This window comes from Acinetobacter sp. CAU_H_78 (assembly GCF_058599365.1).
In genome coordinates this window covers 1,639,608-1,666,600 of record NZ_CM178652.1, presented here as the reverse complement: position 1 = coordinate 1,666,600, position 26,993 = coordinate 1,639,608, and the positions used below count along the sequence as shown (strand labels likewise).

Below are 26,993 nucleotides of genomic sequence, written 5' to 3'. Positions count from 1 at the left end.
TTAATCATGAAGCCAAATGATGTTGTGACGTCTCTGCCCGACAACCCGACCCAAAATAAGAATGCAGTCGATTCAGCGCAGCAGCAGGAACAACAACCAGGCTTAGACTTTGTACGTCAGGTGATTACTGACGATCTAGCAGCTGGCCGTACCCAGCAAGTGGTCACCCGTTTCCCGCCTGAACCAAATGGTTATTTGCATATTGGTCATGTTAAAGCGATCTGCCTGAACTTCGGTATTGCTGAAGAATTTGGTGGCCTGTGCAATCTGCGTTTTGATGATACCAACCCGGATGCAGAAGAGCAGGAATATGTGGATGGTATTGCCAATGATGTGAAATGGCTGGGCTTCCAGTGGAATGGTGAACCCCGCTATGCATCAAGCTATTTTGATCAGTTATATGCATGGGCAATTCAACTGATTGAACAGGGCGATGCCTATGTGGATCTGCAAACTCCGGAAGAGATCAAGCTGAACCGTGGTAACTTCGTAGAGCCAGGTAAAAACTCGCCACAACGCGATGCGACTGTGGAAGAAAACCTTGAGCGTTTCGAGAAAATGCGCACTGGTGAATATGCTGAAGGCGAAGCGGTATTGCGTGCCAAGATAGATATGAACTCGCCAAATGTGCATATGCGTGATCCAATCCTGTATCGTATTCTGCATTCTGCACATCACCAGACTGGCGATAAATGGAAAATTTATCCAATGTACGACTATGCGCATCCATTATCGGATGCGATTGAAGGCATTACGCATTCACTATGTACACTGGAATTCCAAGATCACCGTCCATTCTATGACTGGGTGGTGGAAAAAGTTAAATCGCCATCAGTTCCACGTCAGTATGAATCTAGCCGTCTGAATGTTGATTACACCATCACTTCTAAACGTAAGCTGCGCAAGCTGGTTGAAGGCGGTTATGTTAACGGGTGGGATGATCCACGTATGCCGACTGTTGTAGGCATGCGCCGTCGCGGTTTCACGCCTGAAGGTCTGCGTGATTTCTGTAAGCGTGTAGGTGTATCTAAAGTCGATGGCAGTATCGTTGATGTAGCAATGCTTGAATATTGCATCCGTCAATCTTTAGAAAATACCGCAGCTCGCGGTATGGCAGTATTGAATCCACTGAAAGTGACTTTAACCAATCTGCCAGCGGATATGGATCTGACTCATTCACGTCATCCAAACGTGGATATGGGCGAACGTATTATTCCGCTCACTTCAGAAATCTATATCGACCGTAAAGACTTTGAAGAAGAGCCACCTAAAGGCTTCAAACGTCTGATTCCAGGCGGTGAAGTGCGTCTGCGTCATGCTTATGTCATCAAATGTGATGAAGTAATTAAAGATGCGAACGGTGAAGTGGTTGAACTGAAATGCTCAATCGATCCTGAAACTTTAGGTAAAAATCCTGAAGGCCGTAAAGTAAAAGGTGTGGTTCACTGGGTATCTGCAACCAAAGGTGTTCCTGCCGAAGTTCGCATTTACGATCGTCTGTTCACTGAATCAGATCCTGAAACTGGGGATGACTTCCTGGCGAATCTGAACCCTGAATCATTGAGAGTGGTAGAAGCGGTTATTGAGCCTGCATTGGCTCAGGCAAAACCGGAAGATCGTTTCCAGTTTGAACGTGAAGGTTATTTCGTAGCGGATCAATATGATCATACCAGTGACAAACCAGTATTCAACCGTATCCTGGATTTGAAAGACAGCTTTAAACCTGGCAAATAATTTAAGCTAAATCCCTAAAAAGCCCAACTCCGGTTGGGCTTTTTCAATCGTGGCAGGAAAGAATGAATGATTGTTCGTGATAAAAGTAATAGCTTTAGTCTGCTGTTTGCATGGCATGGCACAATTTTGCCTAAAGTTCTGCCTGCCTTGGGGCTGGTAATTTTTCTTTCAGGCTTCCTGGTCTATCTGCGTCAGGCGCATTTTTTTAGCTTTCCTGCAGTGCCGGCCATAGGCTTTACCATCTTCGGGGTGATTCTGTCGATTTTTCTCAGCTTTCGTAACACCGCCTGTTATGACCGTTGGTGGGAAGGGCGCAAGCTGTGGGGAGCGCTGATTGCTACGACACGTCATTTATGTCGTGATACTTACGTCCTTGATGATCAGTCACGTGAAATCTTGCTGTATCGTATGATGCTGTTTACTCACTTATTACGTGACCGTTTAAGACAGCAACAGCAAAGTATTCAGCATTACCAGGCGCACACTGGTTTTGATGCTGCTGCATTTGAACAATTGTCCACGCATATCAATGCATCACAATGGGTACTGGAACAGATCCAGAAAGATTTGGTTTTGCTCTATAAACAGGGCAAAATCACAGACATTATTTATAACAATTTGAATCAGCATACAGTGGCTTTGGGTGATATACAGGCGGGTTGTGACCGGATCTTGTCGACGCCGTTACCATTTTCCTATTCAGTGCTATTGCATCGTGCTGTTTATTCTTTCTGTTTTATCCTGCCATTTAGTCTGGAAGCTAGTCTTGGTTTATGGACTCCGATTCTAGTCGGCCTGATTGCTTATATGCTGTTAGGGCTAGATGAACTGAGTGCGGAACTGGAAGAGCCTTTTGGATTTCAGGATAATGATCTGCCTTTAGACTCTATTGTGAGATTGATCGAACGTGAAACCCTGAGTTCTTTAGGACAAGAATTACCTGAAGCGATTAAAGCTCAAAAAGCTTATTTAACTTAGGTTTAAACTGATTTTATTAAAAAGCTAATCATTAAATAAATCAAATGATAGAAATTTTATTTTTTTAAATATTTTTTGAATAGCGGGCTTAAAAATTTTAATAGCATGAAACTATGACCCTAGCGATGTTTTAAATGATTGCCAAGATCTGGGCTATTGTTTTTAACCTGCTCATGTAGCTCACGATATTGCTCTAAACGTTGTTTGGCCTTGTCACGTAGCTTTTTCTTGATATAGAGGGCTAGGGCGAAACAGGTGGTCGTCAAGGTCAGGAAAAGGCTATTCATAAAGCTCATCATGGAGCTGATATAACCGATCGTCGTTAGGCGATTCATCATCTGAATGACTTGTGGGCTGCTTTCTACACCAGTGATTGCCCAAGTACAGAGATGTTCACAATTATTGATAATCAAGTGATAGTTATTTTCATGCATTCTGGAACGCATACGACGAACCACTTTACGGCCTTTGTATTTTGCTGAAGCATAGTACTGGATCTGAATCGGTTTACCGTTACTGAATTTCTCAATTGAGGTAATTTCAATTGGATGCTTCTTAAATAAATGTGCAAAACCGGAGTAGTGGATGACACGACCACGCCCGGCATAAATCCCGTGATGAGTATAACCGAAATGTTTAACCATAAGATGCGCACCTATGGGAAACCGTTTAGTTCGCTGCATGTAAAGATTAAGCCATTTAATAACAAGTGTATTTTAAACAGCAAGTGTACTGTTTTTTTGTGAATTAATCGATGTTTTAGGGTTCAATTCTATCCAGAATTCGTTGTCTAGACAGTCATCCTTAAATTTTTCGAACTTTATAAATGCTGTATGTGAACTGATTGAGGCAGATATTAAACTATAATGTCTAAATAGCCTAAGCTAATATGAAAAGTCATTTATCCGCATGTTTGAAGAGAAATGAAGATATAGAAACCCAAGTTCAGATAGAAAGATTAGGTTCCATCTGATTAAGAGGAAATAAGGGTTGGCAAAAATCCAAATGATAGATATAAAAAAAGCATTTGCGTATGCAAATGCTTTTTATCAAGACCTAAGCTGCTTATTGCAGCGGCAGGTGCTGAAGTTCATTGAGTTCTTTACGGCTGTAACCGCGAGAAGCTAGAACTTTTTTGATTCCGATAATGATATCTTCATCAGTTGCTTTAGACAGTGCTTCAAGGAGCTGTTCATTTGTCTTGCAAGAGCAATCATTTTCAACACAAGCAATCTGGTTCTTGTGTTCATTTTGTTGTTCATCTGAAAACAACTTCTGCCAGAAACTCATAGAGCCTTCATACACAACCTAACATAGGGTGAAATATATCCAATTTAATAAATAAAGCAATAGGCCCTATGTGATAAAAGCAGCAGTCAGTATTTTAAATTTTCGATTGTAGAAGAGATTTTGAACGATATTATTTGATTGAAACAAGATAATTCATGGATAAGTTACTAATTTTATGTATAAAAAATGGAGCTAACAAAAGCTCCATTTATGTAACAAAAAAATAAATTGAAACAATATTTTTAGCGTTTTTCCAGCAGTACGCCTGACTCTACATGGTGGGTATAAGGAAACTGATCGAACAGGGCAAACTTGGTAATTTTATGGGTTTGGGACAGTTGTTTCAGATTGTCGTGTAATGTGTCCGGATTGCAAGAAATGTAGATGATTCGTTCAAAGCGCTGTAGCAGTTTCAGTGTTTCATCATCGATCCCTGCACGTGGTGGATCGACAAATACCGTATCAAAGTCATAAGTTGACAGATCAATATTGGCTTCTTGCAGACGGCGGAAAGTACGTTCACCATTAAAAGCTTGCGTAAATTCTTCAGCAGATAGACGTGCTACCTGAATATTTTCGATACCGTTCTGCTCGATATTCCATTCAGCCGCATACACAGATGACTTGGCCAATTCAGTTGCCAATGCACGACGGAAACGGGTAGATAATGGCAGGGTAAAGTTACCATTGCCACAATACAGCTCTAACAGATCTTTATCAGATTGCTGCGCGGCATTACATGCCCATTCCAGCATTTTCTGGCAGACTTGCGCATTCGGCTGGGTGAAGCTGCTTTCGATCTGTTTGTACTGATATTTACGGTCAAATACAGTGAGTTCTTCTACGACAAACTCATCGCTCAAGACAAATTTCTGGCCACGGCTACGACCAATCAGCTTGATCTTCAATTTTTCAGCCAGTGTTTTAGCTGCAGGTTCCCAGCTTTCATCCAGCTTGCGGTGATAGATCAGGGAAACCAGTACTTCACCTTTTAGTGTTGCCAGGAAATGCACTTCAAATAGGCGGTGACCCAGAGTTGCATCGGCTTTGAAGGCTTCTAGTAATTGCGGCATTAAGTCATTAATACTGCGGTCAGCCACAGGGAATTCATCAATACGGATCACTTTCTTGTTATTGTTCTCATCACGCTCAAACATGGCATAGAACAGGTCATCTTCAGTATGCCAGATCCGGAATTCAGCACGCATGCGATAGTACTGTTCAGGCGACTCAAATACTTCAAGGGCAGGTGGTTGATATTCGGCAAATTGCGCGCTAATGCGTTCAACTTTGGCATCCAGTTGTTGCTGATAAGATGAGGTCATATGCAGTAAAAAAATCGCAAATATTTTGAAAGCCAAGATGGTAGCAAAAATTTGCTGCTCTGCCTAAGACTATTCAGGGAAACCAGCTTGAAAAGCAGTTAAAAAAAAGCCAAACCTGCAAAGGGGAGAGATTTGGCCATAAGAGGAAAGGAATTAAAATAATTTAAGTACTAAAGCTGTTTATAGGCCTGACATGGTCATGAGACTGGCATTGCCACCTGCAGCTGCGGTATTGATACTGATTGCACGTTCAATTACGAAACGTTCCACTGGAATATCATAATTTCCAGAGCTTAAATGCGTGATACCTACAATAGCTCCTTGTCGTCTTGCGATACGTTGCTGCAAATCCATCAATGCAGAGGTCTCGCCATGATGCAGTACAGCCTCAAAATCACCCGATTCAATATCTTTGATAACTTTAATGGCTTTCACCACACTCGCGGGCATACTTTGCAGATACTTGAGTATAAAAGTATTGTCTGCGAGTACAGCCGGGCGGCTACACACCGATAAAATTGCCAAGATTTGCTGAATCTGATCTACATCATTGTCTGCTAGAGAGAGCACGCTTTCACGCGGCAAGATCATGTACTGGTTTTCTTCACCCGTTGGACCTTGCAGGCTAAAGCTATGTCCCGTTGCAATCTGAGCAGGAGCTTGCAAAGAAACCCGTGGAAAAGTCTTGCTTACCCAATCCTTAAAATCTTGCGACACCGGATTTTCAAGTGATGCCTGAGCAGACTGCATCGCATAAGGCTGAGCCAGTTTCTTCTCAGACACCTGATGCATTAAACGGTAGATATAAAGTGGACCACCGGCTTTCGGACCAGTCCCAGACAGACCTTCACCACCAAAGGGCTGTACACCCACCACAGCACCGACAATATTGCGGTTGATATACAAGTTCCCGACATGCGCTTTTGAAATTACAGTCTGCATGGTTTCATCGATCCGGGTATGTAAACCCATGGTCAGGCCATATCCTTTGCTGTTGATCTGATCTAGAAGCTGTGATAGTTCCCCGGCTTTATAACTAATCAGATGTAGCACTGGACCAAAGACTTCACGCTCAAGATCATTCAAATTCGGCAGTTCAATCAAGGTCGGTGGAATAAAAGTACCTTGAGCCAGATCGGAAGCATCCTGATTAAACATCAGTTGATGAACTTTATGACCCTTACTGCGCATCTGATCAATATGTTTCTGGATATTCTGTTGAGCTTCGGCATCAATCACCGGTCCAATATCGGTTTTGAGTAGAACCGGATTGCCGACACGTAGCTGCTGCATGGCTCCTTGTAGCATCTTACGCACAGTATCTAGATTGTCTTCTTGCACACAGAGTACACGTAGGGCAGAACAGCGTTGACCGGCACTGTCAAAGGCTGAGTTGACTACATCTAACACCACCTGTTCGGTGAGCGCTGATGAATCTACAATCATGGCATTCTGACCACCAGTTTCGGCAATTAAAGTGACACTTTCACCAAACTGATTCAGGCGTATTGCGACAGTTTTTTGCAAAATCTTGGCGACTTCAGTGGAACCAGTAAACAGGATGCCCTGAATGCGTGAATCTTGGCTGAGTTGAGCACCAATGGTTTCACCACGACCCGGCAATAGCTGAAGGACATCCTGCGGAATACCCGCTTCCCAGAGAATCTGCACGGCTTGTGCTGCAATCAATGGAGTCTGTTCAGCCGGTTTGGCGATGACAGTATTGCCAGCAACCAGTGCTGCAGAAATTTGACCGGTAAAAATCGCTAACGGGAAATTCCATGGACTAATGCAGAGTACGGTTCCTAAAGGCTGAATATGTACATCATTAGACAGGTCCAGCATCTGGCCAGCATAGTAGCGCAGGAAGTCAATTGCTTCACGGACTTCCGCAATCGAATTGGCATAAGTTTTACCGGCTTCACGAGACAGAAGGACCATCAGTGGTAGCAAACGTTGCTGCATCAGGTCAGCGGCTTTATTCAGGCAAGCAGCACGTTCATCTTTTGGCAAATTGCTCCAGAAATGTTGAGCATTTATTGCCTGAGTCAGGGCAATTTCAGCCTGTTCAGTTGTTGCCTCATATACGGTGCCCACAACATCCTGATGCTGAGCCGGATTGACAATCTGTACTGGATAGCTGGTATCTAACTCTGAAAAAGCAGTACCCATCGCCGCAGCCTGAAATTGGCTACTCGCCAAGTCTGTCGCAACTTCATTTAAGGCTTGCAGGTCTGCGTCATTAGCCAGATCTAATCCGGACGAATTTGATCGTAAGGTACCGTATAAATCTTTTGGATAAGGGATTTGCGGATGTTTAGTACCTAAGGCATTTTCCTGTTGAGCTGCTTTTAAAATGGTTTGACGCGGATTCTCAATCAGGTCTTCGACTTTTAAATTCTTGTCAGCAATTCGATTGACGAAAGAAGTATTCGCACCATTTTCCAACAGGCGACGGACCAAATAGGCCAGTAGGGTTTCATGGTTACCGACCGGTGCATAGATCCGGCAAGGAATACCAAGCTTTCCAGCAGCTTTATCACCCACCACATTTTCATACAGCGGTTCACCCATGCCATGCAGACACTGGAATTCGTATTGACCGGCATAATAGCGGTCTGGATTAGCGAGCTGATAAATCATGGCAACGGTCTGCGCATTATGCGTCGCAAATTGCGGGTAAATATAGTCCGGCTCTGCCAGCAGTTTACGTGCGCAGGCAATATAGGATAGGTCAGTATGTACTTTACGGGTAAACACCGGATAATCAGACATACCTTCGATTTGAGCTTTCTTGATCTCGCTATCCCAATACGCACCTTTGACCAGACGAATCATCAGGCGTTTTTGGCTGCGTTTAGCCAGATCAATGATGTAATCCACGACATAGAAACAACGTTTCTGGTAAGCCTGAATCACAAAACCAATGCCTTTCCAGTTATCGAGTTCAGGTTCAAAACACAAGCGTTCTAAAAGCTCTAGGGAAATTTCCAGACGCTCAGTTTCTTCGGCATCAATATTCAGGCCGATATTATAGTTTTTCGCCAGAACTGCCAGATTCAGTACCTTGCTATACAGTTCATCATTCACACGATCCATTTGTGAACGTTGATAACGTGGATGCAGTGCAGACAGTTTGATAGAAATACCCGGGCCGTTATAGACATCTTTATCCGTTGAAGCCTTGCCGATGGCATGAATCGCATCTTGGTAATCTTGATAATAGCGTTCTGCATCCGGATCAGTCAGTGCTGCTTCACCGAGCATGTCATAAGAATATTGGAACCCTTTATCTTCCAGACGTTCCGCATTTTTCAGGGCTTCATCAATGGTTTCGCCAGTCACAAACTGCTCGCCCATCATGCGCATCGCGACGTCCACCGCTTTACGGATGATGCCACGGCCACTACGCGCTAAAAGACCGGTTAATAAACTCGACAAGCTTTTCTGCTGTGGAGTTTCCATCAGTTTTCCGGTTAGCATCAACCCCCAGGCTGCAGCATTCACGAACATCAGCTGGCTTTGACCAAGATGTTCTTTCCAGTTGCCTTGATTGATTTTGTCGCGGATCAGCAAGTCACGGGTTGCGGTATCCGGAATACGTAGCAAGGCTTCTGCCAGACACATCAAGGCAATTCCTTCTTGAGAAGAGAGTGAAAATTCCTGTAGCAATCCTTGTACGATACCCGCTTTACCGCCAGAGCCTTTACGCTCGCGCAGGGAGTGTGCCAGATCAAAAGCCAGGCTCTGAATTTTATCCGTCAGTTCTGAAGAAATTTCACTATGTTCCAGCAGCGTTTCCACGCACTCGGACTCGGCACGTCGCCATGCTGTATTGATGCGCTGTTCGTATTGGTTTTTATCCTTAAATTCAGCAATGTAATTCGATTGCTTCATTGCATTCGAGTGCGAATTCGGGCGTATTGTGGTGGACATAGTGACTTCCTGTACTGCGTCAATCGGTTCTTTGAGTTGAATGAGTTTTAATCTATAATCCCAAAATAATTGACGAATATCTCACTATAGTTTGTATCATTTTTAGAGAATAATTCTAATGAATAGCCCTTATTTAAGCCTTGACCGAATAGATATTCGTATCCTTGATTTGCTGCAGTCTGAATCGAAAATTTCCAATATTAAACTGGCAGAAATGGTGAATCTATCACCGACTGCGGTACTGGCTCGTGTACAGAAACTGACCAAGGAAGGATTTATTCTCGGTTATGAAGCGCGGCTCAATCCGGTCAAGCTGAGTAACGGTTTTGTGGTCTTTGTCGAAATTTTGCTGGATAAAACCACACCGAATGTGCTGGAAGAATTTTCCGAGGCAGTGCAGCATATTCCGGATATTGTGGAATGTCATATGATCAGTGGGGGCTTTGATTTTGTGGTAAAAATTCGCTGTGCCAATATGGATGAATTCCGAAAAATCTCCGGTGATATTTTGTGGCAATTACCGGGGGTAAAGGAAACCCGTAGTTATCCGGTCATGGAAGTGATCAAGGAAACCCAACAGATCAAGTTGAAAATGCCGGCTAAAGCTAAGGTATAAATTCAGACAAAATAAAAGGGACATAAAGTCCCTTTTTAATTTGAAATAGAAAATTATTTTTTCATTTCAGCCATTTCTTTTTGATATTCAGCTTTCGCCAGTTCAAAACGATTAACGACATCGTGACTTGGTGCTTTATCCAATAGACTCACAATCACAATACTTAGCGCTGCCAGAATAAAGCCCGGGATAATCTCGTACAGACCGGTATCACCCATATAATTTTTCCAGGCAATTACGGTTACAGCACCAACTACCATTCCGACAATCGCGCCGTTGAGGGTCATGCGTTTCCAGAACAATGAGAAAATGATCAGTGGACCAAAGGCAGCACCAAAGCCAGCCCAGGCATAAGCCACCAGACCCAGAACTTTACTGTTTGGATTGATGGCCAAGGAGATTGCAATCAAGGCAATCACAATCACCATGCCACGACCCACCCAGATTAGTTCTTTCTGTGAGGGATTTTTACGCAGGAAGCCTTTGTATAAATCTTCAGTCAGGGTAGTCGAGCAAACCAGTAACTGACAGCTCAATGTACTCATAATAGCAGCCAGAATTGCCGCCAATATAATACCTGCAATCCAGGGATTAAACAGAATCTTGGTCAGTTCCATAAACACGGTTTCAGGATTCCGGTTGACAATTGCAGCAGCAGGAAGGTCAGGATTTGCCGCAAAATAAGCAATCCCGATATAGCCCGCCGACATTGCCCCCACTAGACATAGAATCATCCAGGTCATGCCGATCCGGCGTGCAGCAGGGATAGTTTTAACCGAATCTGCCGCCATAAAGCGCACCAGAATATGTGGCTGACCAAAATAGCCTAAGCCCCATGCTAGACTGGAAATAATCGCTACAAAACTCAGACCTTCCAGCATATTGGATGCATGTGGACGGGCTGTTTCCAGTAGGGTGCCCACCTGTTGAGCGTTATCACCCAATGCCAAATAGGTAATGATGGGTGTAATGAGCAGGGCAAAAATCATTAAGCCTGCCTGGAAAGTATCGGTCCAACTGATTGCCAGGAAGCCCCCAATACACACATACAGAATCGTGGCTACTGCACCGAGCCAAAGTGCTGTCGTGTAATCCCAGCCAAACAAACTTTCGAATAAACGTGCACCTGCGACCATGCCGGAGGCACAGTAAATTGCAAAGAACACCAGAATCACGATCGCAGAGAGTAAACGTAAAATCCGTTTCTTATCCGCAAAACGGCTGGTGAAATAATCAGGCAAAGTTAGGGCATTGTTCTGAAATTCAGTATGGGCACGCAGACGGCCAGCCACCAGTAGCCAGTTGAACCAGGCGCCAATAATCAGACCAATCGCAATCCAGACTTCAGACAGGCCAGAAAAATAGATGGCGCCGGGTAGACCCATCAGTAGCCAGCCACTCATGTCAGAGGCACCTGCAGAAAGTGCAGTCACGACACTGCCCAGACTTCGCCCACCTAGAATATATTCATCAAAATTGGACGTCGCACGATAGGCATATAAACCGATCCCAATCATGGCGACGATATAAAACATAAAAGTAATCAGTGTCGGATTAAGCGAGCTCATAGGCAGAGTATCCTTAAATTTTAAACATCATCATCCGGGATGATTTTTGAACTACGTTCACAGGGCAGTGATTCAAACATGTTTTAAAAATTACACTCTGTAACAGTTAATCAGCTTTTATGTATATTTTGTGTAAATTAAGAATTTTCTAATAAAAATGAACAATTAGGAGAGGGTTGTAAAATGCAAAGTTACACGTGGTTTTGAAGAAAAATAGGTAATTTTAATAAAAAGTTAAATTCATTGAACTTTTGTATTTTAATTACACAACTTTACAAAACTAACAACAAGCTCGAATTAGTCATATTTTGTTTCAAATCCTGTTTAAATCACTTCTATTTGTTTTTAGGGCCTCTCTTCATAGTGAAGGAACGCCATTCTGAATGGTGCATCATTGCTAAGAGTAATATGACATGGACAATATGTTGCAAATAGAATCAAGCCGAATTGAACAGGATTTATTGGGTAAGAAGCAGATTCCCCAGCACAGCTATTATGGTATTCATACTTTGCGTGCGATTGAGAATTTTCAGATTTCAGGTCTGGTGGTAGGCCAGCAAGCACACTTTATTCGCGCACTGGCGCAAGTTAAAAAAGCAGCAGCACAAACGAATTTACATTTTCAGAAAATATCAGAACAACAAAGTACTGCTATTCAACAAGCCTGTGATGAATTGATTCATCAACCTCAGGACTGGCAGGAAGCATTTCCGCTTGATCCTTATCAGGGTGGAGCCGGTACTTCTATTAATATGAATGCGAATGAGGTCATTGCAAATCGGGCGCTAGAATTGCTCGGGCATCGTAAAGGCGATTACCATATCTTGCATCCAAATGATCATGTGAATACTTCGCAATCGACTAATGATGTCTATCCCACGGCACTACGTCTAGCGACTTATACACGTCTGGATGAACTGCTTCATGTACAAAAATCGTTGATTGATACTTTATATAGCAAAGCATCAGAGTTTCAATATGTGATCAAGATGGGGCGTACCCAGTTACAGGATGCAGTTCCAATGACTCTGGAACAGGAATTCCGTGCTTTCGCAACCTTATTAAAAGAAGACCTGAAGCTGATTGAGCAAATGCGTCAGTTATTGCTGGAAGTGAATCTGGGTGCGACTGCCATTGGAACCGGCGTGAATACTCCAGATGGTTATGCCAAACATGCAGTACAAACTTTAGCGAAAATTACTGGCCTACCTTTAAAAGGCGCGGAAGATTATGTCGAAGCGACCAGCGATTGCGGCGTGTTTATTATTCTATCCAGTAGTCTGAAACGTCTGGCTGTTAAATTATCCAAGATCTGTAATGACTTGCGTCTTTTGAGTTCTGGCCCGCGTACCGGTCTGGCGGAAATCCGTTTGCCAGAATTGCAGGCAGGTTCCTCTATCATGCCAGCCAAGGTCAATCCGGTCATTCCAGAAGTAGTCAATCAGATTGCGTTCCGTGTGATTGGTAATGACCTGACTATAACGATGGCAGCAGAAGCAGGACAATTACAGCTCAATGTCATGGAGCCGGTCATTGCAGTATCTCTGAATGAATCCATCCAATTATTAACTCAAGGTATGCAGACCCTACAACAAAAATGTATTGCCGGGATTCAGGCCAACGAACAAAACTGTTTAAATGCAGTGATGCGCAGTATCGGGATTATTACCTTACTGGAACCACTTTTAGGTCATGCCACTTGTGATGAAATTGGCAAGCAATGTATTCGTGAAAATAAAACTGTACCTGAAGTGGTGCTGGAGCTGGGTTTATTGAGTGAAATTCAGCTGGATGAAATCTTTGCCTTTGAAAATCTGGTTTCAGAAGTCCCAATGATGAATCAATGGGAACGGGTATCCTGAAAGTTTAAGGATGAGTCCAATATAGACTCGTACTGATTTTAACCATTTGCCTCAAATCCTGTCTGTGGGTTTGGGGCATTTTCATCTAGACTATATCGATGACACAATGAATTGAGTGCATAGCATGTTTGATAAAATCAGTAACTTATTTAAATCAAATAAACCTGACCCGGCTCAGCTTTTTCTGGAAGAGAATCATATCCAATATGTAGAAGGGACTGGCTATATTGTGGATGGGATTAATTTAAATCAGGAGCTGGGCGAGCGGCTGGAATACTTGTCTAACCGACGCATGAAAACTTTTGATGATTTAAAAGCGCTATATTCAACTGCAATGATCATTAATGAAAAAATTGATCTGGAAATTGCCAATCAGCGTTTTAATGCAAGATTAGGAAATACTGAAGAAAACCTGCTGCAATTTAAAATAATTGTGAAAAAGTTAAATGACTATTATCGTAACTTTTTACGCGACAAAAAATAGATGAATCATAGGCTGATTTTATCCTGTGCAGTCAATCTGTAACGACTGCATAAAAATAACGAAATAGCACCAGATCATCGTGATAGTATAAGCTTCATGTTGTTTAGACTTTAAAGCTATATACATGTTCCAACAAGAAATTTCCCAACTTAATTTACCCAAGCTCAAGGCAGGCGAGAAACGCTGGTTAGGCAATCTGCAAGGCTCGTCTACTGCATTATTGCTGAAAGAAATTATCAAGCAGCAGCAATCGCGCCTATTTGTCATTGTTGCACGTAATAACCAGCATTTGGGTCAACTGGAAAGTGAACTAGAATTTTATGGGATTAAACCGACCATATTTCCAGACTGGGAAATTTTGCCTTACGACCGTCTGTCTCCGCATCAGGACATCGTCTCTGAACGTCTGGCAATTTTATCTAATATGCCCCAAAGCGGCGTATTGTTGCTGGCAGCTTCTACATTGGCACAGCGTATTGCACCTACTTCATGGGTGCTGGGTGAACACTTCGATATTCGAGTCGGGCAAAAGCTGGATCTGGAACAGCAAAAGAAAAAACTGATTCAGGCTGGTTATCATCTGGTCGATACCGTTTATGACCATGGCGAATTTGCAGTTCGCGGTAGTATTATCGATATATATGCTTCAGGTCAGGATGCCCCGATCCGGATTGACCTGTTTGATGATGAAATTGAAACCCTGAAATTTTTTGATCCGGAAACCCAGCGAACTACGCAAACTTTAGAACAATTTACGGTATTACCTGCACAAGAATTTCCCCTTAAGGAAGGCCGTGCTACTTTCCGTGACCGTTATGCAGAATTTTTCCCGACAGCTAATCCAAAGAAAAATCCAATTTATCAGGATGTGATGGATGGCATTGCTTCACCGGGAATCGAGTTCTACCTGCCTTTATTCTTTAGTCATGAAGCGATGCAAGGGCAAAGTACCTTAATTTCGTATTTACCAAAGAATGGCATTGTCATTACAGATAGGGCGTTGGAGCAGAGTTTAGAGCAGTTCTGGCAGGATGTAACACGCCGTTATGAAGATCGCCGTCATAATATTGATCAGCCGATTCTGCCGCCTGAAACACTGTTCTGTCCGACCAATCAGCTTTTAGAACAGCTGAATCAGTTTAGTCGCATCATTGCGGCACAAGAAGCTTTTGATGAGAAAGCCGGCGTGATTAATCTGGATACCCAGTTACCACCACGGTTGCCTGTTGATCCAAAACGTGAAAAACCTTTTACCGAAGTCAAAAAATATATTGATGCGGCCAATCATCCGGTTTTACTGGTTGCTGAAAGTGCCGGTCGTCGTGAAACCTTAAAAGATGCGCTGCGCCCAAGTCTGGGCGATATTCCGACCGTAGAAAACTTTGATGCTTTTGTCGAATCTCTGCATGCGATTGCGATTACCAGTGCCCCATTGGAACGTGGTCTTGTTCTGACAAATCGGATCAGTGTGATCTCGGAAAATCAGCTTTACGAGCATCGTGTGGTCCAACGTCGTCGCAAGCGTCAGCAGGAAGTATCAGAAGAATTCCTGATCCGCAGTCTGACTGAGCTGAGCATTGGTGCACCAGTGGTACACATGGATTATGGTGTGGGACGTTATGCAGGCTTAATTACTTTAAGTATCGATGATCAGGATCATGAATTTCTGCAACTGGACTATGCTGAAGGTGCTAAAGTCTATGTGCCGGTGACTAACCTGCATCTGATCAGCCGCTATAGTGGCGGTGATCCAGATCTGGCACCGTTACATAAACTGGGTACGGATGCCTGGAATAAAGCCAAACGTAAGGCTTTGGAACAGATTCATGATGTCGCAGCCGAGTTATTACATATTCAGGCACGTCGTTCATCTAAACCGGGGATCAGTTTTGAGGTTGATCAAAGTCTTTATATGCAGTTTGCCAGCGGCTTTGCCTATGAAGAAACACCGGATCAGGCCAATGCGATCGAAGCCACGTTATATGATATGCAGCTGGCCAAACCAATGGACCGTCTGGTCTGTGGTGATGTTGGCTTTGGTAAGACCGAAGTCGCCATGCGGGCAGCCTTTGTCGCAGTACAGAATAATCGTCAAGTCGCGGTATTAGTACCCACCACTTTGCTCGCACAGCAACATTATGAATCTTTTAAAGATCGTTTTGCGGATTGGCCTGTACGCATTGAAGTACTTTCCCGTTTCGGTTCTTCTAAAGCGCATACCAAAACGATTGAGGATTTAGCGGATGGCAAAGTTGATATTGTTATCGGCACCCATAAGCTTTTACAGGAAAATGTCCAGTTCCATAATCTGGGGCTGATGATTGTTGATGAAGAACATCGTTTCGGAGTGCGTGATAAAGAACGTATTAAGGCCTTGCGTGCCGATGTGGATATGCTGACTCTTACCGCAACGCCAATTCCACGTACCTTGAATATGGCCTTTAGCGGAATGCGTGATCTGTCGATTATTGCCACGCCACCAGCACGCCGTCTGGCTGTAAAAACCTTTGTGCAGGAGCATACCAGCGATACCATTCGAGAAGCAATTCTGCGTGAATTATTGCGTGGTGGTCAGGTCTATTTTCTGCATAATGAAGTCGATACCATTGACCGAGCTGCAGAAAATATCCGGAATCTGGTGCCTGAAGCGCGTGTGATTGTGGCACATGGTCAGATGCGAGAACGCGAGCTTGAGCAGGTGATGCAACAGTTCTACCACAAAGAATACAATGTTCTGGTGTGCTCGACCATTATTGAGACCGGGATTGATGTGCCGAATGCCAATACCATTATTATTGAGCGCGCAGACAAGCTCGGTCTTGCACAGTTACACCAGTTGCGTGGCCGGGTTGGGCGTTCGCATCACCAGGCCTATGCCTATCTGTTAGTGCCATCTCTAAAAGCCTTAAAAGGTGATGCAGAAAAACGGCTAGAAGCGATTCAACGTGCTTCGACTCTGGGCGCAGGCTTTATGCTGGCCACCGAAGATCTGGAAATTCGCGGTGCAGGTGAACTTTTAGGTGAGCAGCAAAGTGGTTCGATGCAGGCGATCGGTTATAGCCTGTATATGGAAATGCTGGAAAAGGCAACTAAAGCGATTCAAAAAGGTAAAACACCGAATTTTGATGCACCACTGTCTTTAACTGCAGAAATCAACCTGCATATGCCAGCCCTGATTCCGGACGATTATCTGGGTGATGTACATCAGCGGCTGCTGTTCTATAAACGCATCAGTAATACCGATACTCAGGAAAAACTCGATAATATCCGTATGGAACTGATTGACCGCTTTGGCATTCCGCCGCAACCGGTGAAACAGTTATTTGCGGTGCATCAGCTACGTCTTAAAGCCGAGCAATTAGGCATCACTAAAATTGACATTGGTGGGCAGGGCGGCCATATCGAATTTGCACCAGATACACCGGTTCAGGCCATGAGTATTATCCAGATGATGCAGAAACATCCGACCTATTTCAGAATGGAGGGTGGTCAACGTCTGAAAGTGATGGTGATGCTGGAAGACTATCAGAAACGAATCCAGTTCATCAGTGATTTATTGGATAGCCTATTAAAAGAGCTAAATTAATATTTTTAGATTTCATGGAACATGACTATTCACGCTATATTTCTTTTTTATAAATATAGTGTGAATATCAGCTTGTTTTCATATGAAATTATTTAAGCTAATAGTTTGCCGTTTTGTCCTTCACAATTCATACAAAATTGCTCTAAAGCGCCCGCTTACAATACTCAGCCGCAATTGTATATGGTAGTATTAGCCATCATTCTAATTTTGCATCATTTATAAAGATATGTTTAGTTTGCATCCACAACTTGCTCAAGATACGTTTTTTGTAGGCGACTTTCCTTTATCAACATGTCGTTTGATGAATGATATGCAATTTCCGTGGTTGATTCTGGTTCCGCGTGTACCAGGCATTACCGAATTATATGAATTGAGCCAAGCTGACCAAGAGCAGTTTTTACGTGAATCAAGCTGGTTATCTAGCCAGTTAGCGCGTGTATTCCGTGCCGACAAAATGAATGTCGCAGCTTTGGGCAATATGGTCCCACAACTGCATTTTCATCATGTGGTTCGTTATCAAAACGATGTGGCATGGCCTAAGCCGGTATGGGGCACTCCAGCAGTTCCTTATAGCAGTGAAGTATTGGCACATATGCGTCAAACCTTGATGCTGGCTTTACGCGGTCAAGGGGATATGCCATTTGACTGGCGTATGGACTAAGCGTTGACATACATTTTATGGTCCATTCAAGATTTTGGACTTTAAGAGAGTAATTGAGTGCAATTAGACGACTGGATTCATCAGGAACCGAAACAGTTTGAATATTTCCATCGCATGATGGGATATATCATGCTGTCTCTGGTTCTGATCGTCTATCACTACACGGAACCGGATACCAATTACCAGATTTTCGTTCCGTTGTTTCTGGCACTGGTCTTGGTGATCACACCGAAATTATCCCGGTGGATGATTTATAAATACGACTATAATTTAAAACGTAATTTCTTCTTTGTTCTAGATGTGATTATTGTTTCGGTTGTACTTGCAGCTGTACATCTGGATCTGGTGTTGTCCCTGCTGGCAGTGGTCACATTGCTGTATACAGCCATTAATAACAAGATTTCATTCATGATGGTGTCACTGGCTGGCCTGATTGGCACCATGATCTTTTATCTGTCTACCATTGGCATTTTTGGGTTTACCAGCTATTTCAGTCCTACCAGTACCGAACTCACCGTACTAGGTTTCATCTGTCTGATTACCTATTTTGGTGTTGGAAATTTCTATCAAAGCGGTCGTATGCAATATATGACTCAAAAGAAAAACCATTATTTTGACCAGATGAACCGTTATATGGAATTTGCCAATCAGCTCAGCCGCTATGCGCCAGTGCAGTTGTGGCAATCCATCATGAAAGGCGAGTCTGAAGCTAAGATCGAATACAAACGTAAAAAACTCACGATTTTCTTCTCAGATATTCAAGGATTTACAGAGCTTTCTGAAACTCTGATCCCAGATGACTTGGCTTTCCTGCTGAATGACTATTTAAGTCATATGACTGAAATCGCCAAGAAATATGAAGCAACAGTCGATAAGTTTATGGGTGATGCCATCCTGATCTTCTTTGGCGATCCGCATTCAGATGGTGTAGAGCAGGATGCTAAAAACTGTCTGGAAATGGCGATTTCAATGCGTCAGCAAATGAAATTGTTACGCGAGCGCTGGATTAAAATGGGTTATCCGCCATTGCATATCCGTATGGGAATTTCTACCGGTTATTGCCACGTGGGGAACTATGGTGCGAATCACCGTATGGCCTATACCATTGTTGGTCGTGATGCCAATCTGGCTGCACGCTTACAAAGCGCTGCGGAAGTTGATGAAATCCTGATTTCTGAAGATACCCATAACCTGATCAAAAATGATTATCTATGTGCACCTAAAAAGCCAATTTTCCTGAAAGGGATTAAGGCGCCGGTACGCACCTGGCAAGTGATGGAAAAATATGCCTTCCAGAAAGTTGAATATCAGCGCTGGTTTGATTATGAATATAAAGGTTTCCATTTACTGTTAAATCTGGATGAAGTGCAAAACTATGATTATCCAGAGTTGCTGCATGTGCTGGAGAAAATGATTAAACGCATTCAAACCCAACAGCAACTGACCAACTCTCAAGGAATTGTGAAATTAAAACTTGAAGATGAAGTCATTGAACCTTTGTCTGCTGAAGAAGCATTTCGAGCAGCTGAACGATCAAAAGTCATCTAATTTTTATGATTTAAATAAATGATAAAGACCATAAAAAAAACCACGCCTAAGCGTGGTTTTTTGATTGCAGAATCTTAGTGATTTTCTGAAGCATGGTTGATGGTATATTTTGGAATTTCAACTTCCAGATCTTCATCCACAATCTTCACTTGGCAAGACAGACGAGAGTCGGGTTCTAAACCCCAAGCACGATCGAGCAGATCAGCTTCGACATCATTCATGTCTTCAAGGCTGTCGAAACCGCGACGAACAATTACGTGGCAAGTGGTACATGCACATGACATATCACATGCATGTTCAATCTTGATTCCGTTTTTCAGCATGCTTTCACATAGATTGGCATCTTGTTCAACTTCAAACTCAGCACCTTCAGGGCAAATTTGCGCATGTGGAAGAACTTTAATACGTGGCATAGTCTTTACCTTAAATTAGTTTGAGTTTGACCAATCGTCGAGTTTAGTGCCTTTAAGGGCAGCATCAATATGTTGATTCATGCGCAGAGCAGCAAATGCATCACTATGTATTTTAAGCTGTTCTACTGCAGATTCAATGGCTTTGATATCTGTACCTTGTAGCTCGGACTCAAGTCGTGCTTGCGCAGCAGTCAGTTCTGCCAATTGCTGTTCATTCATCAATTGAGCATCTACTTTCAATGCCTGAACCAGTGCTTCAAGTTCACGTTGTGCTTCCACCTTGGTTTCCTGCAGATGACGAAGATTCTTATCTTCTTCAGCAAACTGATAACCTTCTAACAGCAGACGTTCAGTATCTTCACTCGACAAGCCATAAGATGGTTTGATATCGATTTGTGCAGTCACACCTGAAGTCATTTCTTTAGCAGAAACGGTCAACAAGCCATCTGCATCCACTTGGAAAGTTACTTCAATACGTGCCTGACCTGCAGTCATTGGAGGAATACCATGCAGGACAAAACGGCCCAAGCTGCGGCAATGTTCTACCAGATCACGTTCACCTTGTACCACATGAATCAGCATAGCAGTTTGGCCATCCTGATACGTCGTAAATTCCTGGCGACGTGCGACTGGAATCGCGGTATTACGTGAAATCAGACGCTCAACCAGACCGCCCATGGTTTCCAGACCAAGAGAAAGTGGAGTCACATCTAATAATAATGATCCATCTTTGCTGTTACCAATGAGCTGATTCGCTGTAATTGAAGCACCAATCGCAACCACTTCATCCGGGTTAATGGTGCATAGAGGCTCTTGGTTAAACACATCACGTACTGCTTTTTGCACGGCGTACGAGCGGGTAGAACCACCTACAAGCACCACATTCTGAATATCATCAAGTTCCAGCTTGGCATCACGCATGACACGCTTACATACGCTGATGGTTTTATCCAAAGCAACCTTGATGATTTCTTCAAAAGTCGGGCGATCTAAAGTCAGGCTTTGGCCAAGCAGCTTTAATTCAACTGAGTCAGCATCAGATAATGTTTCTTTAGCTTTACGCGCAGCAGTAATAAAATGCGCATATTCAGCATCATCTAGGGTTTCGATATTAAGCTGTTTTTTAGCCCATTTTAAAATCAGACGATCAAGATCATCACCACCAAGAGCAGTATGGCCGCCAGTCGCCAATACTTCGAATACGCCTTGAGAGAAACGTAGAATTGAAACGTCAAAGGTACCGCCACCCAAGTCATAAATCACATAGTTGCGATCTGTGCTCAAGTTGGTTTCCTGATCCAGTCCATAAGCTACCGCAGCAGCCGTTGGTTCATTCAATAAACGCAGAACATTTAAACCAGCCAGTTGCGCAGCATCGCGTGTTGCCTGACGCTGTGCTTCATCAAAGTATGCAGGAACCGTAATCACGGCACCGTTAATCTCATTTTTTAAGCTGGCTTCAGCACGTTCTTTAAGCTGCTTTAAAATTTCCGCAGAAATCTCAACTGGCGTTTTACGACCTTGTGCAGTTTCAAATGCCGGCATTTCATTCGCTTCGCCCACCAAGGCATAAGGATGCTGGAATTTAATATCTGCTTGGGAGCGCCCCATAAAACGTTTTACGGATACAATCGTATTTTTAGGATCGGTCGTAATAAAAGGTTTGGCATCATTGCCATATTCGGTGCTTTGTGCTGCATAATGAACGATAGAAGGAAGTAACACACGACCTTGTTCATCTTTGAGTACTTTGGCTTGACCTGAAAGAACCGTGGCGACCAAAGAGTGGGTGGTGCCTAAATCGATACCAATCGCAATGCGGTGTTCATGTGGTGCACTTGATTGACCTGGTTCTGCAATCTGCAAGAGAGCCATAGTGTTACATCCTTTGCACGTTAAAATTAAATAGAAAAATTAAAATTCGTCATCAAGATCAAAGCTGTCATCATCCAGGAAACGGTCTTCCGCTTTGTCGATGTCCGCCATGACTTTAACAAAGAAACGCAGTTTACGCACGGTATCGCGAGCTTCACCCCAGTCTTCATCTTCATAGTCAATTTTGAACTCACGAACCAGACCATCAATCCATTGCTGAACTTCAACTTTCAGAGAAGAAAGATCTTCAGCCGATGAAGCTTCATCTAATTGTTCGCGAATTTCCAGCGCATCCTGAAGAAATTCAAAATCGCTAATAGACTGATCCAGATGATAGTCCTGTTTTTTTAAAGACAGTAAATAAGCTGCACGGCTATCAACCGCTGATAAAGCCTTGAATGCCTGGTTGATCTCGCTTGATTTAATCAAAGCCTGATCTTTATCTTCAGCTTTATCGGGGTGATATTGTTGCTGCAACTTTAAAAACTCTGCTTTTAAAGTGGCTAAATCAATATCGAGTGCTACAGGAAGATTGAACAACTCAAAATGATTCATGGGAGATAGAGTCCGCGATTAATATGCAAAAATGATTAAGCTTGATGACAATTAAAATAACTGCCTAAATGCAATTAAAACAGTGTATTTCACACTGTTTTAATGCTGAAAAAAGAGAATTATTGTTGCAATCAGACAGTGAATGACTCACCACAACCACATTCGCCTTTTTTATTTGGGTTATTAAATTCGAAGCCTTCGTTCAAGCCGTTTTTCACGTAGTCCATTTCTAGACCTTCGAGATAAACCAGACTTTTTGGGTCTACGAAAACTTTAACACCAAACTGTTCAAAGACCTGGTCATGAGTATCGACTTCGTCGACAAACTCAAGAACATAAGCAAGACCAGAACAGCCTGAAGTTTTCACACCAACACGAATGCCTTCACCCTTACCGCGACTTTTGAGGTAATTGCTGATATGAGTTGCTGCATTTTCAGTTAAGTGGATCATGAAAACTCCGTGAATCTTTCTTTAAAAAACGAATGATTAAGCTTTAGACTTCTTGTTACGGTAGTCTTCAACAGCCGCTTTAATTGCATCTTCAGCCAGTACAGAGCAGTGCACTTTTACTGGTGGAAGAGCCAATTCATTAGCGATATCAATGTTTTTGATCGCTTGTGCTTGGTCTAAGGTTTTACCTTTTAACCATTCAGTCACTAATGAACTTGATGCAATTGCAGAACCGCAACCATAAGTTTTAAAACGTGCTTCTTCAATCACGCCTTCATCATTTACCTGGATCTGTAAACGCATTACGTCACCACAAGCAGGTGCACCGACCATACCAGTACCAACGTTTTCTGCATTTTTGTCTAAAACACCAACGTTACGTGGGTTTTCGTAATGATCAATTACTTTTTCGCTATAAGCCATGTTGCTTCTCCAAAACTCGGGGTCAGCCTTAATATAAATATGGGGATTAAAAATTTTTTATCAATGAGATAGCAGCGTAAATACAGCTATCTCAGAGTCAAAAATTAGTGCTCAGCCCATTCAACTGTAGAAAGGTCGATACCTTCTTTGTACATATCCCAAAGCGGAGAAAGTTCACGTAATTTCTCAACAGCAGCTTTAGTGATATTTAAAACGTGATCGATATCTTCTTCAGTGGTGTACTTACCAAAGCTGAAGCGGATCGAACTGTGTGCAAGCTCATCAGAAAGACCTAATGCACGAAGTACATAAGATGGTTCAAGTGTTGCAGATGTACATGCTGAACCTGACGATACGGCTGCATCTTTCAGTGCCATCATCAATGATTCACCTTCAACAAAGTTGAAACTTACGTTTAGGTAGTTTGCAACGTTTTGAGTTGGGTGGCCATTTAAGAAGACCTGTTCAAGACCTTGTAAGCCATTCCAAAGCTTGTCACGAAGTACACGTAAACGAGTTTGTTCAGACTGTAAATTTTTGCCTGCAAGTTCAAATGCTTCACCCATACCAACGATCTGGTGAGTCGCAAGAGTACCTGAACGCATACCACGTTCATGACCGCCGCCATGCATTTGTGCTTTTAGACGTACACGTGGTGAACGACGTACGAACAGGGCACCAATACCTTTAGGACCATAGATTTTATGTGCAGAGAAGCTCATCAAATCGACTTTCAATTGAGAAAGATCGATTTCAACTTTACCTGCAGCCTGTGCAGCATCAACGTGGAAGAAAATCTTTTTCGCACGGGTGATTTCACCAATCGCAGCAACATCAGTTGTCGTACCGATTTCGTTGTTTACCATCATCAGGGAAACAAGAATGGTGTCTGGACGGATTGCTGCTTCAACCATTTCTGGAGTAATTAAGCCAGTTTTTGGTTGCGGCTCAAGATAAGTAATCTCAAAACCTTCAGACTCTAGCTCACGACAAGTATCCAAAATTGCTTTATGTTCAATTTTAGAAGTAATGATGTGTTTGCCTTTAGATGCATAGAATTGAGCCACACCTTTTAATGCAAGGTTGTCAGATTCAGTTGCACCTGAAGTCCATACGATTTCACGCGGATCAGCTTTTACTAAATTCGCCACTTGTTCACGGGCGTATTCAACTTTTTCTTCCGCTTGCCAGCCATAAGCATGTGAACGAGATGCTGCATTACCGAAGGTGCCTTCGAAAGTTAAGCATTCCATCATACGTTCTGCAACTTGAGGATCTACCGGAGTTGTTGCTGCATAGTCAAGATAAATCGGACGTTTCATGTCAAATACCTGTAACCGATAAAAGGGCTGAATCAATGTTTGCTGAATTTTGGCGTAATGACACGGTTTGCACGTTGTCACGAGCTACAAGGTCAGCAAGGGTGATTTTTGCGAGATAATCGGCAATGTGGTGGGAGAGTTCTTGCCATAAATCATGAGTCAAGCACATCGCGCCATTTTGGCAGTTGCCTTTATGGTCACAGCGAGTCGCATCAACTGTTTCGTTTACAGCTTCAATAATTGCTAACACAGTAATTTCATCTGCGCTGCGTGCTAAATGGTATCCACCATTGGCACCGCGAACACTCGAAACTAGACCATGACGTTTTAGTTTCGCAAATAACTGCTCGAGATAGGCAACAGAAATAGTTTGACGTGCTGCAATTTCAGCAAGCGTGATCGTTTGTTCAGATGGCTGCAAAGCTAAATCAAGTAGAGCAGTCACTGCGTAGCGACCGCGAGTGGTTAGGCGCATGATTCGATACACATGGTTAGACTAGATGTGTAGATTTTATGAATCCCGACTAAATTAGTCAAGTTATTTTTGTGAATGGCGAGCGTATTTAATTTTCTGAAAATGAAAGAATTACACGCTGATCCAATTATACACTAATAACGCAATCAAAAGTACTGTGATTATACTAAAGGCCATATTGATCCGCTTTTGACGGCGTTCCATACGTTTAATGCGGTTGCGATACTGTTTAACTTCAACTTGCAGGCTATTAATTTTGGAACGCTGATCTTCAATTTTCTTTAATAAAGGCGCAATACGTTTTCTTGATGAAACAATATCGGTCTCATCTGCCGGTGGTTCAGATAACCAGTGTTTCCAGTCAGACAATACTTTAGGTAAGGCAAATAAAGTCAGTAAATCACGGAACTCGTCTTTTAAAACCTGATTACCGTCAATACGCATCGCACGAATGCTTCTGCGATTGCCAAAGATAAAAATTTTAATCAGATCCATTAAAGTGGTGCGAACATCCAGATCAATAATTCTGCCTGGTGCTTTATAGTCAAATAACAGCCCGTCTTTGGTAAACTGAACATAGAAATCAAAATATGGAATATAACTATTGATTTTTATTGTAATATTCTCATCTACAAACTTCTTCGCCTGAAGAGCAACAACACGGTCATGTTTGAGAATGAACGTGAAAATTGTTTCTAAAACGATCAAAGTCATCGTAAGCAACAAATGTGGTTGATTTTGACTTTGTTGCGATTCACTCATATATACAACCAATCCTTACCTGAAAATTAAAATGAAAAAGCATCCTGCTGAGTAAAAGATTTCAGGGTTAAATCAAATTAGACTTGAAATAAAGTGCTTTGTAGAACAGTTTAGCAAATCTATCAAGCCCTAAATTTGCTATTATGCGGTGATTTTGTAGATAATTTTATGATATTTGCATAGAAAATAAGCAGGAGTCGTGTACATGGATAAAACAAAAACGACACAAGATACAGATCAGGAATTGATTGAAAAACCAGTGAAGAGTAAGTCAAAGTCTGCCTCAGAGCGACGTTCGATGCTGGACTTTCGTAAATATACCAAGCAGATCTGGTTAGCTGGCCTTGGGGCATTTTCCCGCGCAGAGGAAGAAGGCAATAAACTGTTTGACTCGCTGGTCAAGGTCGGAGAAGAGCTGGAATCCAAAACAGTCGATATTGCAGATCAAACTGTGGAAAAAGTCTCCGAGAAAGCACGCGAATCTGTGACAGATACCAAAGATAAGGTTGAAAAACTGATCGACAACTCTGTTCATCATTCCTTGAATCGTATAGGATTAGTGACATTGAAGGATGTACAACATCTGGAGCGTTTAATTCTTCAGTTGCATGCCAAGGTTGATGAATTGACCTTGCAGCAAGAAAAAATACAGAAAGAATTATCGGAAAAAATACACACAAAATGATTTTCTTCATAATTCAATGTTTTTTTCGCATATATTTTGAAAAAAAAGAGGTTTATAAGTATTGCGTTTATACCTAAAGCATTGCTATAAAGGCGTTATGGTAGTTTAAACAAATTCTTGGACCTTAAATAAACGATATTAAGAGGACGTAGTTTTCATGAATAAATCAGAATTAATTGATGCAATTGCAGAGAAAGGGGGATTATCTAAGGCTGACGCAGGTAAAGCTTTAGATGCTACAATTGCTTCTGTTACTGAAGCTTTAAAAGCGGGTGATACAGTAACTCTAGTTGGTTTCGGTACTTTCGGCGTTAAAGAGCGTGCTGCACGTACTGGCCGTAATCCACAAACTGGTGCTACTCTTGAAATTAAAGCAAGCAAAGTACCTAGCTTCAAAGCAGGTAAAGGCTTAAAAGACGCTGTTGCTTAAGCTGCTTCAATCC

23 protein-coding genes are annotated in these 26,993 nt (G+C 42.6%); 10 read left to right on the top strand and 13 right to left on the bottom strand.

The window, feature by feature from the left end:
- Positions 1-6 precede the first annotated feature (6 nt).
- Positions 7-1,734 (top strand): glutamine--tRNA ligase/YqeY domain fusion protein, encoded by a 1,728-nt coding sequence (locus AC4MCD_RS08110; RefSeq protein ID WP_180017695.1) that lies wholly within the window; start codon positions 7-9, stop codon positions 1,732-1,734.
- Positions 1,735-1,800: 66 nt separating this feature from the next.
- Positions 1,801-2,712, top strand: a complete 912-nt coding sequence (locus AC4MCD_RS08105; protein WP_419365311.1) for a bestrophin family protein — start codon at positions 1,801-1,803, stop codon at positions 2,710-2,712.
- Positions 2,713-2,831: 119 nt separating this feature from the next.
- Here AC4MCD_RS08105 and AC4MCD_RS08100 read toward each other — a convergent pair whose 3' ends face one another.
- The 4 genes from AC4MCD_RS08100 to putA form a co-directional block, all read right to left on the bottom strand.
- Positions 2,832-3,395 (bottom strand): lecithin retinol acyltransferase family protein, encoded by a 564-nt coding sequence (locus AC4MCD_RS08100; protein ID WP_125278319.1) that lies wholly within the window; start codon positions 3,393-3,395, stop codon positions 2,832-2,834.
- Between the two features lie 382 nt (positions 3,396-3,777).
- Positions 3,778-4,002 (bottom strand): hypothetical protein, encoded by a 225-nt coding sequence (locus AC4MCD_RS08095; protein WP_004786091.1) that lies wholly within the window; start codon positions 4,000-4,002, stop codon positions 3,778-3,780.
- A 242-nt stretch (positions 4,003-4,244) separates the two neighbouring features.
- Positions 4,245-5,327 carry a tRNA (uridine(54)-C5)-methyltransferase TrmA gene (trmA, locus tag AC4MCD_RS08090; RefSeq protein WP_491875877.1) on the bottom strand — a complete coding sequence of 361 codons (1,083 nt, stop codon included), beginning with the start codon at positions 5,325-5,327 and terminating at the stop codon, positions 4,245-4,247.
- Between the two features lie 180 nt (positions 5,328-5,507).
- Positions 5,508-9,263 (bottom strand): trifunctional transcriptional regulator/proline dehydrogenase/L-glutamate gamma-semialdehyde dehydrogenase, encoded by a 3,756-nt coding sequence (putA, locus tag AC4MCD_RS08085; RefSeq protein ID WP_491875876.1) that lies wholly within the window; start codon positions 9,261-9,263, stop codon positions 5,508-5,510.
- 118 nt (positions 9,264-9,381) lie between these two features.
- Between putA and AC4MCD_RS08080 the strand changes: the two genes are divergently transcribed.
- Complete coding sequence (locus tag AC4MCD_RS08080) at positions 9,382-9,879, top strand: Lrp/AsnC ligand binding domain-containing protein (RefSeq protein ID WP_419374851.1); 498 nt, start codon at positions 9,382-9,384, stop codon at positions 9,877-9,879.
- Positions 9,880-9,932: 53 nt separating this feature from the next.
- Here the strand turns inward: AC4MCD_RS08080 and putP are convergent, their stop codons facing one another.
- Positions 9,933-11,447: a sodium/proline symporter PutP gene (gene putP, locus AC4MCD_RS08075; RefSeq protein ID WP_419365303.1), complete on the bottom strand. Its 1,515-nt coding sequence runs from the start codon at positions 11,445-11,447 to the stop codon at positions 9,933-9,935.
- A gap of 413 nt (positions 11,448-11,860) precedes the next feature.
- On the opposite strand from putP, the gene aspA reads away from it, so the two are divergent.
- From aspA to AC4MCD_RS08050, 5 genes are all read left to right on the top strand, one after another.
- Positions 11,861-13,309 (top strand): aspartate ammonia-lyase, encoded by a 1,449-nt coding sequence (aspA, locus tag AC4MCD_RS08070; protein WP_491875875.1) that lies wholly within the window; start codon positions 11,861-11,863, stop codon positions 13,307-13,309.
- Positions 13,310-13,433: 124 nt separating this feature from the next.
- Positions 13,434-13,793, top strand: coding sequence for a hypothetical protein (locus AC4MCD_RS08065; RefSeq protein ID WP_284879946.1), 360 nt, complete (start codon positions 13,434-13,436; stop codon positions 13,791-13,793).
- A gap of 124 nt (positions 13,794-13,917) precedes the next feature.
- Positions 13,918-17,379: a transcription-repair coupling factor gene (mfd, locus tag AC4MCD_RS08060; protein ID WP_491875874.1), complete on the top strand. Its 3,462-nt coding sequence runs from the start codon at positions 13,918-13,920 to the stop codon at positions 17,377-17,379.
- A gap of 226 nt (positions 17,380-17,605) precedes the next feature.
- Positions 17,606-18,040, top strand: a complete 435-nt coding sequence (locus AC4MCD_RS08055; protein WP_004786072.1) for an HIT domain-containing protein — start codon at positions 17,606-17,608, stop codon at positions 18,038-18,040.
- Positions 18,041-18,097: 57 nt separating this feature from the next.
- Entirely contained in the window at positions 18,098-19,588 is a 1,491-nt protein-coding gene (locus AC4MCD_RS08050) for an adenylate/guanylate cyclase domain-containing protein (RefSeq protein ID WP_159122747.1), read from the top strand.
- 74 nt (positions 19,589-19,662) lie between these two features.
- On the opposite strand, the gene fdx is transcribed toward AC4MCD_RS08050, so the two are convergent.
- From fdx to AC4MCD_RS08010, 8 genes are all read right to left on the bottom strand, one after another.
- On the bottom strand, positions 19,663-20,001 hold the full coding sequence (gene fdx, locus AC4MCD_RS08045; RefSeq protein ID WP_004786069.1) for an ISC system 2Fe-2S type ferredoxin: 339 nt from the start codon (positions 19,999-20,001) through the stop codon (positions 19,663-19,665).
- A 15-nt stretch (positions 20,002-20,016) separates the two neighbouring features.
- Positions 20,017-21,876 (bottom strand): Fe-S protein assembly chaperone HscA, encoded by a 1,860-nt coding sequence (hscA, locus tag AC4MCD_RS08040; protein WP_491875873.1) that lies wholly within the window; start codon positions 21,874-21,876, stop codon positions 20,017-20,019.
- Positions 21,877-21,915: 39 nt separating this feature from the next.
- Positions 21,916-22,431 carry a Fe-S protein assembly co-chaperone HscB gene (hscB, locus tag AC4MCD_RS08035; RefSeq protein WP_004786065.1) on the bottom strand — a complete coding sequence of 172 codons (516 nt, stop codon included), beginning with the start codon at positions 22,429-22,431 and terminating at the stop codon, positions 21,916-21,918.
- Positions 22,432-22,562: 131 nt separating this feature from the next.
- Positions 22,563-22,883 carry an iron-sulfur cluster assembly protein IscA gene (gene iscA, locus AC4MCD_RS08030; RefSeq protein WP_004786063.1) on the bottom strand — a complete coding sequence of 107 codons (321 nt, stop codon included), beginning with the start codon at positions 22,881-22,883 and terminating at the stop codon, positions 22,563-22,565.
- Positions 22,884-22,919: 36 nt separating this feature from the next.
- Positions 22,920-23,306, bottom strand: a complete 387-nt coding sequence (gene iscU, locus AC4MCD_RS08025) for a Fe-S cluster assembly scaffold IscU (protein WP_004786061.1) — start codon at positions 23,304-23,306, stop codon at positions 22,920-22,922.
- A gap of 104 nt (positions 23,307-23,410) precedes the next feature.
- Positions 23,411-24,628, bottom strand: a complete 1,218-nt coding sequence (locus AC4MCD_RS08020; protein WP_004786059.1) for an IscS subfamily cysteine desulfurase — start codon at positions 24,626-24,628, stop codon at positions 23,411-23,413.
- A 1-nt stretch (position 24,629) separates the two neighbouring features.
- Positions 24,630-25,103, bottom strand: coding sequence for an Rrf2 family transcriptional regulator (locus tag AC4MCD_RS08015; RefSeq protein ID WP_004786058.1), 474 nt, complete (start codon positions 25,101-25,103; stop codon positions 24,630-24,632).
- A gap of 111 nt (positions 25,104-25,214) precedes the next feature.
- Positions 25,215-25,865, bottom strand: a complete 651-nt coding sequence (locus AC4MCD_RS08010) for a hypothetical protein (RefSeq protein WP_416656551.1) — start codon at positions 25,863-25,865, stop codon at positions 25,215-25,217.
- A gap of 205 nt (positions 25,866-26,070) precedes the next feature.
- Here AC4MCD_RS08010 and AC4MCD_RS08005 point away from each other — a divergent pair, with 205 nt between their 5' ends.
- On the top strand, positions 26,071-26,550 hold the full coding sequence (locus tag AC4MCD_RS08005; protein WP_034170344.1) for a phasin family protein: 480 nt from the start codon (positions 26,071-26,073) through the stop codon (positions 26,548-26,550).
- Positions 26,551-26,707: 157 nt separating this feature from the next.
- Positions 26,708-26,980, top strand: coding sequence for an HU family DNA-binding protein (locus AC4MCD_RS08000; RefSeq protein WP_004786051.1), 273 nt, complete (start codon positions 26,708-26,710; stop codon positions 26,978-26,980).
- Positions 26,981-26,993 lie beyond the last annotated feature (13 nt).

Coding starts and splice junctions, on each gene's coding strand:
- putP (WP_419365303.1), bottom strand. CDS start 11,447: ATGAGCTCGCTTAATCCGACACTGATTACTTTTATGTTTTATATCGTC.
- hscB (WP_004786065.1), bottom strand. CDS start 22,431: ATGAATCATTTTGAGTTGTTCAATCTTCCTGTAGCACTCGATATTGAT.
- AC4MCD_RS08105 (WP_419365311.1), top strand. CDS start 1,801: ATGATTGTTCGTGATAAAAGTAATAGCTTTAGTCTGCTGTTTGCATGG.
- AC4MCD_RS08005 (WP_034170344.1), top strand. CDS start 26,071: ATGGATAAAACAAAAACGACACAAGATACAGATCAGGAATTGATTGAA.
- AC4MCD_RS08100 (WP_125278319.1), bottom strand. CDS start 3,395: ATGCAGCGAACTAAACGGTTTCCCATAGGTGCGCATCTTATGGTTAAA.
- trmA (WP_491875877.1), bottom strand. CDS start 5,327: ATGACCTCATCTTATCAGCAACAACTGGATGCCAAAGTTGAACGCATT.
- fdx (WP_004786069.1), bottom strand. CDS start 20,001: ATGCCACGTATTAAAGTTCTTCCACATGCGCAAATTTGCCCTGAAGGT.
- AC4MCD_RS08010 (WP_416656551.1), bottom strand. CDS start 25,865: ATGAGTGAATCGCAACAAAGTCAAAATCAACCACATTTGTTGCTTACG.
- AC4MCD_RS08000 (WP_004786051.1), top strand. CDS start 26,708: ATGAATAAATCAGAATTAATTGATGCAATTGCAGAGAAAGGGGGATTA.
- iscA (WP_004786063.1), bottom strand. CDS start 22,883: ATGATCCACTTAACTGAAAATGCAGCAACTCATATCAGCAATTACCTC.
- mfd (WP_491875874.1), top strand. CDS start 13,918: ATGTTCCAACAAGAAATTTCCCAACTTAATTTACCCAAGCTCAAGGCA.
- aspA (WP_491875875.1), top strand. CDS start 11,861: ATGGACAATATGTTGCAAATAGAATCAAGCCGAATTGAACAGGATTTA.
- AC4MCD_RS08110 (WP_180017695.1), top strand. CDS start 7: ATGAAGCCAAATGATGTTGTGACGTCTCTGCCCGACAACCCGACCCAA.
- AC4MCD_RS08020 (WP_004786059.1), bottom strand. CDS start 24,628: ATGAAACGTCCGATTTATCTTGACTATGCAGCAACAACTCCGGTAGAT.
- AC4MCD_RS08080 (WP_419374851.1), top strand. CDS start 9,382: ATGAATAGCCCTTATTTAAGCCTTGACCGAATAGATATTCGTATCCTT.
- AC4MCD_RS08095 (WP_004786091.1), bottom strand. CDS start 4,002: ATGAGTTTCTGGCAGAAGTTGTTTTCAGATGAACAACAAAATGAACAC.
- hscA (WP_491875873.1), bottom strand. CDS start 21,876: ATGGCTCTCTTGCAGATTGCAGAACCAGGTCAATCAAGTGCACCACAT.
- putA (WP_491875876.1), bottom strand. CDS start 9,263: ATGTCCACCACAATACGCCCGAATTCGCACTCGAATGCAATGAAGCAA.
- iscU (WP_004786061.1), bottom strand. CDS start 23,306: ATGGCTTATAGCGAAAAAGTAATTGATCATTACGAAAACCCACGTAAC.
- AC4MCD_RS08055 (WP_004786072.1), top strand. CDS start 17,606: ATGTTTAGTTTGCATCCACAACTTGCTCAAGATACGTTTTTTGTAGGC.
- AC4MCD_RS08065 (WP_284879946.1), top strand. CDS start 13,434: ATGTTTGATAAAATCAGTAACTTATTTAAATCAAATAAACCTGACCCG.
- AC4MCD_RS08015 (WP_004786058.1), bottom strand. CDS start 25,103: ATGCGCCTAACCACTCGCGGTCGCTACGCAGTGACTGCTCTACTTGAT.